A 14,088-nucleotide genomic window follows, 5' to 3' on the forward strand; every position below is an offset into this window, starting at 1 on the left:
TCCTACAGCCTTTAAATAAACTGCTGACAGATTTAAAGGCTGCTCTTTCTTTTTTGTCCTCAATCTTTCCGCGTTCCCAAGAAATTTAAAGCAGGTTCGACCGAGCATTGTCGAAGTCGGACAGGGCTGAATGGTTTTTTTCCCTTGATCTGTATCTTTTATTCGTGCTGCAACGCTTGATAATGGCGGAGTGATAGTCATTGCAAGGAGCACCGGATGAGCTGTGGAAGGCCTTGGGGTATGGGCGAGGCGGCGGTAAACAGGGGGGAGGGGACGTCGTTTTTCTCAATGGCTTGGCGATAGCATATTGTCACTTCGAACTTTCCCAAAGCTTTGTGGGAAAAGTCCTGATAGTTGATTTTTATGTGTTTCACGCTCGACAATTTTCGCCAAGACGGCATGTCGAGAAACATGGAGTGTTCCCATGAGCAATATTCACGATCAAGCCATGCACTATATCTACCAGCAAGTTCTGGAACGTTTGCTCGCGCATATGTCCCAGGCGCAACGTGCCTCGTTGCAGTTGCTGATCCAGCGCCTGCTGGTAGCCGCCGGGGGGCCGGAACACATCGGCAGGTTCCAGTTGCTGGTGGTACACGGCGGCGACCGGCGCAGTGCCCATTTGCTGGCCAGCCTGCGGGCCGCTCAACTGAGCATCGCCGTGCGCACCCCCGATACCTTTCGCCTGCGGGTGCTGGTCGCCTGCCTGCCCTACACGGGCCAGGAGGCCCTCGGTCACCATGAGCGCTGTTTCAGCGCGCTGTTCCTGCAGGACGACCCTCGGGTGGAACTGCTCATGATGGCGGACGACAGCCTGCAGCCCTTCGACAGCCGCAGCCCAGTGGCGATGCGGCCCTGGGCAAGCGCGCGCGAAACGCTGCTGTTGTTCGGGCACCTGGCCGAGAGAAGTCCAGAGGCCTTGCTGGGCAGCCGCCTGCACCTGCAACTGGCCAACGCCGTGCGCCTGGCACTTGGCTGGAACGGCGGGGCGAGCGCGTTGGTCACGGCGCTGCCCGAACGCCAGCGACGCCGATACCTGGCTTGGGGCCGGCGGGTCCTGCGCCTGGCCGGGGAGCCGGCCCCGCAAGCCCTGGCGCAGTGCGCGGCGGCCCTGGCCGAAGGGCTGGGGCGATTGCAGGCGTTGGCCGACGCGCCCCTGGCGCCGCCCGCTAACCCGGCGCAGCAGGCGGACACCGAGGCGCCGCTGCGGGTGATCGCGGTCGATGACCTGTTGCGCCACATGCTGGCGCAGGATGGGCTCGACCGTATGCTGGGATGCCAGGCGGTTGGCCAGGCCGCGCTGGCGGGCTGCTTCGAGCCGCACCTGGTGGCCAGCCTGCGGCACCTGCAGGCGCGGTTGACCGAGCGTTATGCCCAGCGGCAACCGGCACGGTTGTCCCTCAGGGAGGCCCAGCGGGGCTGGGCGCAAAGGGCCCATGAGCCGGAGCGGGCGCGCTTTCTGCAAGCCCAGGGTCTCGACGAGGCGCAATTGGGCTGCCTGCTGTTCGCACCGTTCGCCGAGCGTGGGCGCGGCCTTGCGTTCTTCGTGCAGTGCTGCCATCCGCGCATGCGTGTGGCCCTGCCTTACCTGCACAGGGCATTGCAGGGCAAGCCGTGCCCCGAGGCGGTGAAGCGCTGGCTGGTGGATATCAGTGGCCTGTCCCTGGCGCAACTGCAGGCGATCTACCTGGGGCGGCTCGAGCCATCGGCCAGTCGATTGCTGGCTGGCCTGGCACGGCGCAGCGCCGACCTGCGGTGGCTGGCGTGCCCGTCATCGGCCTGGGAAACGGTTCGTCAGGCGGCGCCTTGATGGGCCGGTCAGTACGGGGTGAGTTCGCTTACCAGGCGGTGTACCGCTACCTCGAGGCCCTGATCGCCCAGGTCGACCCCGATGGAGACGGGCGCTTGCCCTCGCTGCGTGACCTGGCGCAACGGCTGCGTGTCTCCCTGGCCACGGTGCAGAGTGCCTACGGCCTGCTGGAGCACGAGGGACGGGTGCGCTCGGTACCCAAGTCTGGCTATTTCGTACGATTCGGCTCCAGGGACACCGGGGTGACCTTGCCCAGGCCACAGGCCCGGCCGCTCTTCGCCTTGCCGATGCCGTCCCCGCCACCGCTCGAGCGCGCGCTGCTCGCCCAGGAGCGGCGCCTGTCGCGTCAGGCAGCCCGGCGCGGGGCGGGGGACGCGCTGCTACGCAATGCCCTGGCTGCGCGCTACACCCGGTCGTCCGGGCACTACTGGAGTGCGGAGCATGTCCACCTGGGTAGCGACGTACAGGCGCTGCTGGAGACCGTGCTGCTCGCCTTGCGCTTGCGTGGGGCGACAGCACTGGTGGCTGCGCCTTGCTGCTGGCGTCTGCTGCAGGCGCTACAACGGGCCGGGATGCGTGTGATCGAGGTGCCGCTGGAGGCCGGCGGCGGTCTGGACCTGGACAGCCTGGCGCGCCTGCTGGACCGCGAACCCGTGCGCCTGGTGGTCATGCCATCGTGCCTGGGCATGCCCCTCGGGCATCTCATGCCCGTGGGCGATCAGCAGGCGATCGCGGCCTTGCTAGCACAACATCCGGCCTGGCTGTTGGAAAACGACCTGGACAGCGAGCACTGCTACGACGGGCCGCCGGCCTCACGCCTGCGTGACTTGGCCGCCCCGCGCAGGTTGCTGGTGCTGGGGGCGCTGGAGGCCACGGTCGGTGCCGAGGCGCCTTACGCCTATGTGCTGTGCCGCCACGCCGGGGTGGGCGAGGCCTGTGCCAGGCGTGGCTTCCTGCTGCCGCCCCTGCGTCAGCAGGCCCTCGCGCACCTCTATGCAAGAGGGGATATCGATGCCTGCCTGCCGGCACTGCGTGCGGCGTTGCGAGCCGGGATGGAGCGGTTGTGCCAACGGGTCGAGGCGTACCTGGGCGACCAACTGACCTTTGCCATGCCCCAGGGCGGTTGGGCGCTCTGGGTGTGCCTGCGCTACCCGGCGGACCTGCAGCATGTCCAGGAGGCGGTGGCCGGCACGGCCTTGTTGGTTGTGCCGGGCAGGTCGTTCAGCCTCCAGGGGCGCTATCGGCAGCATTTGCTGCTGATCTGGCAGGGAGAGTGTCGCGATGCGTTGGACAGGGCGTTGCGCGCGCTGGGTGGAGCCTTGGCCCAGGCACCAAGGCCGGCCAGTTGAATGTGCGGCTGCAAGGCAGCCCCAAAAATGACAACGCGCCACCTGAGTGACCGGCATCAGGGCGTCGAGGCGCATGACCGCTGATCCACGGGGCTTGCCAGTGCGCTTGGTCTGTATGTATAACCAGTGCATTTCCAGTGCCCGATCCAACACCGTGATTGCCCATTCCGTCGACGATCCCCTCTACTACCTGCACAACTTCAGGCAGGTGCTGGCCTGGGTCGAACAACGCTACGCCGACCTGCTCGATGCCCCTGAGCAGGCCTTCCTGGACGCCTTCGCCCGCCTGCCCGAGCCGGCCCAGGCGCTGCTGGTGCGCATGGTCATGCGCAAGGGCGAGCTGTTTCGCAGCGACAGGCTCGTGTATGCCGAGATCGGCGACTGTGACGTGGCGTTGCAGCCACTGATCGCGCTGGGCTGGGTCAGCGAGCACACGCCGCTTGCCCTGGAGCAGGTGTTCGCCCTGCTGCGCAAGGACGAACTGGCACAGTGCTTCGCCGCGCAACTGGAGCGACCGCGGGCGGCCAAGGCCGACCTGCTGGCGCAACTGCTGCCGCTGGAGCTGGCGGCCAGGCCCCTGGGCGAATGGTTCCCGGGGTTTGCCCCACGCATCCTGCACTGGCGCCTGCAGCCGCTGTGCGACCGTCTGCGCCTGCTGTTCTTCGGCAACCTGTACCAGGACTGGTCGGAGTTCGTCCTTGCCGACCTGGGCCTGCTGCGCTACGAGCAGGTGCCGTTCGCTGCCGATGCCCGGGCCTGGCACCAGCGCGCCGAAGTCGACCTGGCGATGGCCCTGCATGCCTGCGCCGAACGCCTGGAGCAGGGTGAGGCCCCGGCCACGGTGCTGGCGGCGCTGGATGGCCTGCACAGCGACACGCCGTGGCTGGCCCGGCGGCGTGCGCGCCTGCTGTTCGGCCTGGGCCAGCACTGCGAGCGGATGGGTGACTGGGAGCTGGCCCTGACGGTATATGCCCGCAGCCAGCACCCTGAAGCACGGATCCGCCAGGTGCGGGTCTTGGAGCGTAGCGCTCGTTGGGCGCAGGCCCAGGCGTTGGCGCTGGAAATGGCCGAGGCGCCCGGCAACCCTCTTGAAACCCAGGCCCTGGAGCGCATGCTGCCGCGCCTGGCGCGCAAGCTCGGCGGGCCGGCGCAACCCCGCCGTCGCCCTGCGGCTTTGGAACTGATCGAACTGGAGCTGCCCGCCGAACAGGCCGGGCTGGGTGTCGAGGAGGCCGTGCGCCTGCACCTGGAGCAGGAGGGGGGAGAGGCCCATTACGTGGAAAACACCCTGTTCAACGGCCTGTTTGGCCTGCTGTGCTGGGACGCGATCTTCGCGCCGGTGCCCGGTGCTTTCTTCCACCCATTCCAGGCGGCACCGCAGGACCTGCTCGACGCCGATTTCCAGCAACGCCGTGGCGCACTGTTCGACGCCTGCCTGGGCCGGCTCGACGATGGCAGCCATCGCCAGGCCATCCGTGAGTGCTTCACGGCCAAGCAGGGCGTGCAGTCACCCTTCGTGGCCTGGTCGATGCTGACCGACCCATTGCTCGAGCAGGCCCTGGCCTGCGTGCCGGCGCAGCACCTGAAGCAGTGCTTCCTGCGCCTGTTGCAGGACATCCGCAACAACCGTGCCGGCATGCCCGACCTCATCCAGTTCTGGCCGCAGCAGGGGCGCTATCGCATGGTCGAGGTCAAGGGCCCCGGCGATCGCTTGCAGGACAGCCAGTTGCGCTGGCTGGATTTCTGCCGTGAGCACGGCCTGCCGGTAGCGGTATGCCATGTGCGCTGGCGCGAGGCGGCGGCATGACCTATACCGTGGCCGTCCGTGCCCTGTGCGAGTTCAGCGCCAAGGTCGGCGACCTTGACTTGCGCTTCACGCCATCGCCCACGGCCCAGGAGGGGATTGCCGGTCATCGTCGGGTGGCGGCCCGGCGGGGGGAGGGCTACGAGGCGGAAATAGCCCTCGAAGGGCACTACTCGGGCCTGCGGGTACGTGGTCGGGCCGACGGCTACGACCCGGAGCTCAACCGCCTGGAGGAGATCAAGACCCACCGGGGCGACCTGGGCCGCCAGCCGGCCAACCATCGCCAATTGCACTGGGCCCAGGCCAAGGTCTATGCCTGGCTGCTGTGCCAGGCCCGGCAACTGGAGGCGATCGAGGTAGCGCTGGTGTACCTGGACGTGGACAGCGACCGCCAGACCCTGATCAGCGAGCAACACCGTGCAGCAGAGCTACAGCGCTTCTTCGAGGCCCAGTGCCAGGCGTTTCTCGCCTGGGCCCAGGCGCAGTCGCGACGCATCGCTGAGCGCGACCAGGGCCTGCAGGCCCTGGGCTTTCCTTACCCGCAATTCCGCCAGGGCCAGCGTCAATTGGCCGAGACCCTGTACAAGGCCGTGAGCACCGGCCGCTGCCTGATGGCCCAGGCCAGCACCGGCATCGGCAAGACCCTCGGCACCCTGTTTCCGCTGCTCAAGGCCATGGTGCCGCAACAACTGGACAAGCTGTATTTCCTCACCGCCAAGACCCCAGGTCGGGCGCTGGCCCTCGATGCCTTGAAGCAGATCACCCGAGCCACGCCGCAACCGGCCTTGCGCACCCTCGAGCTGATCGCCCGCGACAAGGCCTGCGAGCACCCGGGCAGCGCCTGCCATGGCGAGTCGTGCCCGTTGGCCAGGGGCTTCTACGACCGCCTGCCGGCTGCCCGCGAGGCCGCCTCGCAGCAGCCATTGCTGGATCGCGCAGGCTTGCGCGAGGTGGCCTTGGCGCACCAGGTCTGCCCTTACTACCTGGGGCAGGAGATGGCCCGCTGGGTCGATGTGCTGGTGGCCGACTACAACTACTACTTCGATGCCCACGCCTTGCTGCACGCGTTGGCCCAGGCCAACCAGTGGCGGGTCGCGGTGCTGGTGGACGAGGCGCACAACCTGGTCGAGCGGGGCCGTGGCATGTACAGCGCGAGCCTCGACCAGGGCCAGTTGCAGGCCTTGCGCCAGGGCAAGCCGGCTGGGCTGGGCAGTGCCCTGGACCGGCTGAACCGGCAGTGGAACGCCCTGTACAAAGCGCAACGGGCGCCGTACCAGGCCGTCGAGCAGTTGCCGGAGGCCTTCGTACGTAGCCTGCAGCACTGCATCGGGCTGATCCAGGAGCGCCTCGAGCAGGCACTCACCGAGGTGGATCCCGCGCTGTTGCAGTTCTTTTTCCAGGCCTTGCAGTTCACCCGGGTCGCCGAGCTGTTCGACGAGCACTTCATCTTCGATATCAGCCTGCGCAACGGGCCACGCAAGCGCCGCCTGGCTACCCTGTGCCTGCGCAATGTGGTCCCGGCCCGGTTGCTGGGCCCGCGCATGCGTGCGGCGCGTAGCGTGGCGCTGTTTTCCGCGACCCTTGGCCCCCGGCATTTCTATGCCGACCTGCTGGGCATGCCGCCCGACACCGCCTGGCTGGAGGTTGCCGCGCCGTTTCGTGCCGAACAGCTCGAGGTGCGTATCGTCAGCCAGGTGTCGACCCGTTATCGCGAACGCCAGGCGTCGCTGGCGCCGATCGTCGAGCTGATCGCCGGGCAGTATCGGCGGATGCCCGGCAACTACCTGGCGTTCTTCAGCAGTTTCGAATATTTGGGGCAGGTCGCTGGGCTGCTGGCCGAGCGCTACCCCGACATCCCGCGCTGGGAGCAGGCGCCGGGCATGGACGAGGGCGCGCGCGAGGCCTTTCTCGCGCGCTTCGTGGCCGACGGGCAGGGCATCGGCTTCGCCGTGCTGGGCGGCGCTTTCGGCGAAGGTGTCGACCTGCCGGGCACCCGCTTGGTCGGGGCGTTCGTCGCCACCCTGGGCCTGCCCCAGGTCAATCCGGTCAATGAACAGTTCAAGCTGCGCCTGGGCAGGCAGTTCGGCGCGGGGTTCGACTATGCCTATCTCTACCCTGGCGTGCGCAAGGTGATCCAGGCGGCTGGCCGGGTCATCCGGGGCGACCAGGACCGTGGCGTGCTGCTGCTGATCGATGAGCGCTTCGCCGAGCCACGGGTGCAGCAGATGTTCCCAGGCTGGTGGCAGGCGGTTTGACTCAGCGGCCCTAATCTTCGCAAGCGTCATCGCACAGGCTTGCAACTCCCAGTACACTGCGCGTTCCAACACCTACATCCCGTTGATCTCGAGGTTCTTGCATGACGCTCAGTCCTTTGGCAGGCAAGCCGGCTCCGGCCTGCGTGCTGGTCGATATCCCCCGCCTGCTCACCGCCTATTACACCGGCCGCCCCGACGCTGCCGTGGCGGCTCAGCGCGTGGCCTTCGGCACCTCCGGGCACCGTGGCACGTCACTGGAATTGAGCTTCAACGAACACCATGTATTGGCCATTACCCAGGCCATCTGCCTGTACCGCCAGGAGAATGGCATCGACGGCCCGCTGTTCGTCGGTGCCGACACCCACGCACTGTCCGCCCCGGCCGCGGCCAGTGCCCTGGAGGTGCTGGCGGCCAACGGCGTGCAGGTGATGCTGTCCAAGGACGACGAGTACACGCCGACGCCGGCGGTGTCCCATGCCATCCTCTGCCATAACCGTGGCCGCCAGCGAGGCCTGGCCGACGGCATCGTCATCACTCCGTCGCACAACCCGCCACAGAGCGGTGGCTTCAAGTACAACCCACCCAATGGCGGCCCGGCCGACAGCGACGTGACCAAGTGGATCGAGGCCAAGGCCAACGAGTTGCTGGCTGCCGGGCTCGAGGGCGTCAAGCGCATGGACCATGCCCAGGCATTGCAGGCCAGCACCACCCAGCGCCATGACTATGTGAACAGCTACGTGGCCGACCTGGCCAACGTCATCGACTTCGAGGTGATCCGCAAGGCCGGCCTGCGCCTGGGCGTCGACCCGCTGGGCGGGGCAGGGGTGCGCTACTGGCAGGCGATCGCCGAGCACTATCGCCTGGACCTGGAGGTGGTCAACACCGAGGTCGACCCGACGTTCCGCTTCATGACCGTCGACTGGGACGGGCAGATCCGCATGGACCCTTCCTCGCCCCACGCCATGCAGGGCCTGATCGGCCTGCGCGAGCGCTTCGACGTGGCCTTCGCCTGCGACCCGGACCACGACCGTCATGGCATCGTCACCCCCGACGGCCTCTTGCAGCCGAACAACTACCTGGCGGTGGCCATCGACTACCTGTTCCGCCACCGGCCGCAGTGGCGCGCCGATGCCGCAGTGGGCAAGACCGTGGTCAGCAGCGGCCTGATCGACCGTGTCACGGCACGCCTGGGGCGCAAGCTGCATGAGGTGCCGGTGGGCTTCAAGTTCTTCGCCCAGGGGCTGTTCGATGGGACGCTGGGCTTCGGTGGCGAGGAGAGTGCCGGGGCGTCGTTCCTGCGTCGCGATGGCTCGGTGTGGACGACCGACAAGGACGGCCTGATCCCGGCATTGCTGGCGGCGGAGATGACGGCCCGCACCGGGCGCAACCCGAGCCAGGCCTATGCGGACCTCACCGAGGCGCTGGGCCGACCGTTCGCTACCCGTGTCGAAGCCAAGGCCGATGCGCGGCAGAAGGCCCTGCTGGGCAAGCTGGCACCGGAGCAGGTCACCTCCACCGAGCTCGCTGGCGAGGCGATCGAGGGGATTCTCAGCCATGCACCGGGGAATGGGCAGGCCATCGGTGGGCTGAAGGTGATGACCGCCAACGGATGGTTCGCCGCGCGGCCGTCCGGGACCGAGGATATCTACAAGATCTATGCCGAGAGCTTCGTCGACGAGGCGCATCTGCAGCGCTTGGTGCAGGAGGCGCAGGTATTGGTCGATGCTGCCATTGCCTGAGGCTGTGGCGCTTCAATGATTCGGGGGCGCGAAACGCCCCCGAATGGCAGAGATGAAGTCGATCCAGCATGCCGGGGCGCGCAGGCCCCTGACGGCGCAGCCCAAGCCGCCGCGGTGTCGGTGCTGGCCAAGCCTATCGCCAGCAGCAGGCCGGCCAACAGCGTTGTAGTCTTCTTCATCGAGGCCTCGTCGGTAGCCGTTCCTTGGGTCCGGGCAAGTGTAGACGACGAGGCCCACGGGCCTGGCGGGCCCGCCTCAGACGCGGAACTGGTCCATCAGCCCCTGCTGCTGGTTGGCCAGGCTGTTGAGCGACTGGCTGACCCGCGCCGACTCGTTGGCCTGCCCGGAGAGCGACTCGGTGACGTCGCGGATGGTCGCGACGTTCCTGTTGATCTCCTCGGCCACTGCGCTCTGTTCCTCGGCCGCCGAGGCGATCTGCAGGTTCATGTCGGTGATCACCGTCACCGCCTGGCCAATGCGCTGCAATGCGGTGACCGCCTGGCCGACCTGCTCGACACCGCCCTGGGCCTGGCGGTGGCTGTTGTCCATGGCGCCGACCACCTCGCGGGTGCCGGCCTGCAAGGCCTCGATGACCTGACGGGTTTCCTCCACCGACTCCTGGGTACGCCGCGCCAGGTTGCGTACCTCGTCGGCGACCACGGCGAACCCACGCCCGGCCTCGCCGGCGCGGGCGGCTTCGATGGCGGCGTTGAGCGCCAGCAGGTTGGTCTGCTCGGCGATCGAGCGGATCACCTCCAGCACCGAACCGATCTTCTCGCTGTTGTGCGCCAGGCCCTCGACCTGGGTCATGGCGCTGCTCATGTCGGCGGCCAGGGTGTCGATGCTGCGGGTGGTGCTGTCGATCACCGCCAGCCCCTCGCGAGTGGCCTGGTCGGCGTCACGGGCCGCCTGCGCGGCCTGGGAGGCGCTGCGGGCGACGTCCTGGGCGGTGGCGCTCATCTCATGGGAGGCGGTGGCCACCTGGTCGACCTGGCGGTACTGTTGCTCCATGCCGGCGCTGGTCTGGGTGGCGATGGCCGAGGACCGGTCGGCAGTGCCACGGGCGGCCTGCACCGAGCGTTTCACTTCGGCGATGGTCGGCTGCAGCTTGTCGAGGAAACGGTTGAACCAGCCGGCCAGCTCGCCTAGCTCGTCGCGCTTGTCGTAGGCCAGGCGGCGGGTCAGGTCGCCTTCGCCGCTGGCGATATCCTTGAGCATGGCGGCAACGTCGAGGATCGGCCGGGTCACCCCGCGGGCCATCAGCCAGATCAGCAGCAGGCCGGCGAGCGCCGCCGCCAGGCCCAGGCCGAGCTCGAGCAGGGTGCCGCTGGTGTTGAGGGCATCGAGCTCCTGCTCGAGCACCTCGGCCGGCCCGGCCAGGGCGCTTTGTGGTACGTCGAGCAGCACGCCCCATGGCCGGGCACCAGGAATCGGCGCGAAGGCGGCCAGCACTTTCAGGCGCTGCTGGTCGGCCAGCACCTGCAGCTTGCCGTCGGCGAGCCTGCGCACCAGCTCGGCGCCCTGGGCCGGGTCGGCTTGCTCGAGGCGCTGGGCCAGCTTGCTGGCATCTGCGCTGTAGCCGGCCAGCAGGCCTGCGGGGCTGAGGATGCCGACCGTGGTGCGGCCTTCGTAGAGGCTGCGGCTGGCGGCCTGGCTCAAGGCCTGCAGGCTGTTGAGGTTGATGTCGACGGAGAGGGTGGCGATCACCTTGTCGGCCACCATCAGTGGGAACACGATGCTGGTCATCAGCACCTGCTGGCCATCGATCTGGTAGAAGTATGGCTCGATCACGCAGACCTTGCGGGTACTGCGCGGGCAGGCCCACCAGCTGTTGAGCGGCTCGCCGCTGGGGCCGACCTCGGTGTTGGCCAGGTCTTGCTCGGGCAGGGCCATGGCGGTCAGTTGGCCGGCGCGCGGCTGCGACCAGTAGAGGGAGAAGCGCCCGGTCTCGTTGCTGCCCAGTTCGCTCTGGCCAGTGAACAGGTCGTCCTTGCCGTCCAGGGCGCCTTGTTCGAACACCAGGGACAGGCCGAGTAGATCAGGGTTGGCCTGCAGGGCAGTGCGCACCTGGCGGGTGAGGTCTTCGCGCAAGTCGTAGGCGTCGAGGAAACGCTTTTCGGCCTGTTCGCGCAGGAACAGCACCTGGCGGGCGAAGCCAGCCCCGTACTGGTAGGCATCCATGAACTGGCGGCTGATGTTCAGGGCCTGCACCTCGCCTTGCGACGCGATGCGCGCCTGGGCCGCCTCGCCGAGCATCTGCATGCTGCTTGCCTTGACCAGGTCGGAGCTGTGCACCATGCGGTACAGCGAAAGGCCGACCAGCAAGGTGACGATGCCCGCCAGGCACAGGCCTGCGAGCAGGGTGATCTTCCACTGGATGGACAGTTGTCGCAAAGGCATTGGGCGAATCCCTTGTAATAGGTCTTGGGGTGAACAGTGTTTCGGCAGGATGGGCATTTTCTTTATTCAAACGTTCAATTGAATCACCCCGGCTTGCTGCCCTGTCGCGGCGCAGAGGGCTTTGACATCCGCCGGCCACTGCTTCAGAGTGTGCGCCCTTCATAACAACATCCCCACGCCCGGCCGCTGCCTGCCCGTAGCCTGTCGCCGGTGCGCCCGCTTTTTGTCTGTCGCAACGAGGTAACCCACACCATGAATGCAGTCATTGCCGCGGTCGGCATCATGCTGATATTGAGCCTGTCCCGCGTGCATGTGGTCATCGCCCTGATCGTCGGCGCACTGGTCGGTGGCTTGGTCGGCGGCCTAGGCACCGAGGGCACGCTCAAGGCCTTCAACAGTGGTTTGGGCGGTGGCGCCACGGTGGCGCTGTCGTATGCGTTGCTGGGTGCGTTCGCCGTGGCCATCGCCAAGTCGGGCCTGGCCCATGCCCTGGCGGATCGTGCCCTGGCGGTGATCGACCGCCAGGGGCATGCCAATGGCAGCTCGCTCAAGTGGCTGCTGATCGGCCTGATGCTGGTGGTAGCGGTCTCGTCGCAGAACATCCTGCCGATCCACATCGCCTTCATCCCGCTGCTGGTGCCGCCACTGCTGTACGTGCTGACCCGCCTGCGCATCGACCGCCGGCTGATCGCCTGTGTGATCACCTTCGGCCTGATCACCCCGTACATGTTCCTGCCGGTGGGCTTCGGCAACATCTTCCTCAACGAGATCCTGCTGGCCAACGTCAGCCGCGCGGGCGTGGATGTCAGCGGGGTCAACGTCACCCAGGCCATGGCCATCCCCGCCGCGGGCATGCTCGCGGGCCTGCTGCTGGCGGTGTTCTTCAGCTACCGTCGCAAGCGCGACTACGACCTGGCGCGCATCGAGCAGGTCGAGCAGGTCAGCGTGCGCTACAACCCCTTGACCTTGCTGGTGGCGGGCGCGGCCATCGCCGCGGCGTTCATCATCCAGCTGTGGCTGGACTCGATGATCATTGGCGCCATGGTGGGCTTCCTGATCTTCTCGCTGTCGGGCATCGTGCGCTGGAAGGACACCGACGACCTGTTCACCGAAGGCATGAAGATGATGGCCATGATCGGCTTCATCATGATCGCGGCCTCGGGTTTCGCCGAGGTGATGAAGGCCACCGGCGAGGTGAAGAGCCTGGTGGAGGCGTCGGCGCGGTGGATCGACCACAGCAAGGGCATCGGCGCCTTGCTGATGTTGTTGGTGGGGCTGCTGGTGACCATGGGGATCGGCTCGTCGTTCTCCACGGTGCCGATCCTGGCGGCGATCTTCGTGCCGCTGTGCGTGCAACTGGGCTTCGATCCGCTGGCCACCGTGTGCATCGTCGGCACCGCCGGGGCGCTGGGCGATGCCGGTTCGCCCGCTTCGGACTCGACCTTGGGGCCGACCTCGGGGCTCAATGTGGATGGGCAGCATCACCACATCTGGGACACCGTGGTGCCGACCTTCATCCACTACAACCTGCCGTTGCTGGCCTTCGGGTGGTTGGCGGCGATGGTGCTCTGAGGTATCGAGCCCACTGGGGGCGCGAAGCGGCCCCAGTATCGAAAAGGCTCAGCCCTTGTCCGGGAGCGGCGAGATACGGTTGAGGACGGTGCCGCCGTCCTTGCTGCGGGTCAGGTAGACGGGCAGTACCTGGGGCAGGTTGTCCACCAGCCGGTGCACTTCGCGGGTGTTGTACACGCCACTGACGCGCAGCTTGCCGGTGTTGTCGTCGGCCAGTCGCAGCGGCTTGTCCAGGTAGCGGTTGATCACCGGCAGGGCCTGGCTCAGGCTGAGGTTGTCGAGGATGAGCTTGCCGTTGCGCCAGGCCAGGTCGTTGCCGTAGTCGCCGCTCTGCGCAAGGGTCGGCTCGAAGTCGCCGGCATGGTAGCTGGCCTGCATGCCGGGGCCGAGGCGGTAGCCGCCGTCGCTGCCATTGCTGCTGACCAGCACCGAGCCTTCCACCAGGGTCACCTCGACCTGGTCCTGGTACTTCCAGACGTTGAACTGGGTACCGGTAACCCGCGTCTGGCCATGCCCAGCGCGGACGATGAACGGGTGCGCGCTGTCATGTTCGACCTTGAAGAACGCCTCGCCCTTGACCAGGGTGACCTGGCGCTGGTCCTTGTAGTTCAGGTAGCGCAGCTCGGTATTGAGGTTGAGCTCGACCACGCTGCCATCGCCCAGCGTTACCTGGCGCACCTGGTCGGTGCTTTCGAAATGCTGGTAGCGATTGGGCACCCAGCCTTGTTCCCAGCCCACCCAGCCGGCCAGGGGCAAGGCGAGCAGGGCGATCGCCGCCGCGCAGGCGAACGGGCGCCAGTTGCGCTGCCGGGCGCGGGGCTTGAGCTTGGTCACGGTCGCGCTGCGTGGCAGCAGGTCGGCGGTCTGCCAGATGTCCAGCATCGCCTGGTATTCCTCGAGGTGCCGCGGGTCGGCCGCCAGCCACTGGGCGAATGCCGCCTGCTCGGCGTTCGTGCAGTCATCGGCATGCAGGCGCATGCACCAATGGGCGGCGGCGTCGGTGATGGCATCGTCTGGAGTGGGGGTGAAGCGGTCGTGGTTCATTGCGGCTCCCGGTTTTGCGCATTCTACCCCTGCGAAGGGGCTGCGAGAACCGAGATAATGGCGAATGACTATCAAATGTGCGTTTTTTCGTCTGAATAAAGGGCCGGTTCTGACA

8 protein-coding genes are annotated in these 14,088 nt (G+C 67.1%); 6 read left to right on the forward strand and 2 right to left on the reverse strand.

The features are described from left to right. The first annotated feature begins 424 nt into the window (after positions 1 to 424). From WCE05_RS05380 to pgm, 5 genes are all read left to right on the forward strand, one after another. Positions 425 to 1,810 carry a hypothetical protein gene (locus WCE05_RS05380; protein ID WP_253080220.1) on the forward strand — a complete coding sequence of 462 codons (1,386 nt, stop codon included), beginning with the start codon at positions 425 to 427 and terminating at the stop codon, positions 1,808 to 1,810. Continuing rightward, positions 1,810 to 3,159 carry a PLP-dependent aminotransferase family protein gene (locus tag WCE05_RS05385; RefSeq protein WP_253102482.1) on the forward strand — a complete coding sequence of 450 codons (1,350 nt, stop codon included), beginning with the start codon at positions 1,810 to 1,812 and terminating at the stop codon, positions 3,157 to 3,159. The genes WCE05_RS05380 and WCE05_RS05385 overlap by 1 nt, the downstream gene beginning before the upstream one ends. A gap of 154 nt (positions 3,160 to 3,313) precedes the next feature. Then, on the forward strand, positions 3,314 to 4,966 hold the full coding sequence (locus tag WCE05_RS05390; protein ID WP_225789024.1) for a VRR-NUC domain-containing protein: 1,653 nt from the start codon (positions 3,314 to 3,316) through the stop codon (positions 4,964 to 4,966). Continuing rightward, entirely contained in the window at positions 4,963 to 7,218 is a 2,256-nt protein-coding gene (locus WCE05_RS05395; RefSeq protein WP_368815551.1) for a helicase C-terminal domain-containing protein, read from the forward strand. The genes WCE05_RS05390 and WCE05_RS05395 overlap by 4 nt, the downstream gene beginning before the upstream one ends. Positions 7,219 to 7,319: 101 nt before the next feature. Next, entirely contained in the window at positions 7,320 to 8,957 is a 1,638-nt protein-coding gene (gene pgm / locus WCE05_RS05400; protein WP_368815552.1) for a phosphoglucomutase (alpha-D-glucose-1,6-bisphosphate-dependent), read from the forward strand. 255 nt (positions 8,958 to 9,212) lie between these two features. Here the strand turns inward: pgm and WCE05_RS05405 are convergent, their stop codons facing one another. Continuing rightward, positions 9,213 to 11,357, reverse strand: coding sequence for a methyl-accepting chemotaxis protein (locus tag WCE05_RS05405; RefSeq protein WP_368815553.1), 2,145 nt, complete (start codon positions 11,355 to 11,357; stop codon positions 9,213 to 9,215). Positions 11,358 to 11,609: 252 nt separating this feature from the next. Between WCE05_RS05405 and WCE05_RS05410 the strand changes: the two genes are divergently transcribed. Beyond that, entirely contained in the window at positions 11,610 to 12,929 is a 1,320-nt protein-coding gene (locus WCE05_RS05410; RefSeq protein ID WP_253091454.1) for a Na+/H+ antiporter family protein, read from the forward strand. 48 nt (positions 12,930 to 12,977) lie between these two features. Here WCE05_RS05410 and WCE05_RS05415 read toward each other — a convergent pair whose 3' ends face one another. Next, positions 12,978 to 13,973 (reverse strand): FecR domain-containing protein, encoded by a 996-nt coding sequence (locus WCE05_RS05415; protein ID WP_368815554.1) that lies wholly within the window; start codon positions 13,971 to 13,973, stop codon positions 12,978 to 12,980. Between the last annotated feature and the right edge of the window lie 115 nt (positions 13,974 to 14,088).

The sequence above is a fragment of the Pseudomonas sp. I2 genome, from assembly GCF_040984075.1.
GTDB classification, from domain to species: Bacteria; Pseudomonadota; Gammaproteobacteria; order Pseudomonadales; family Pseudomonadaceae; genus Aquipseudomonas; species Aquipseudomonas guariconensis_B.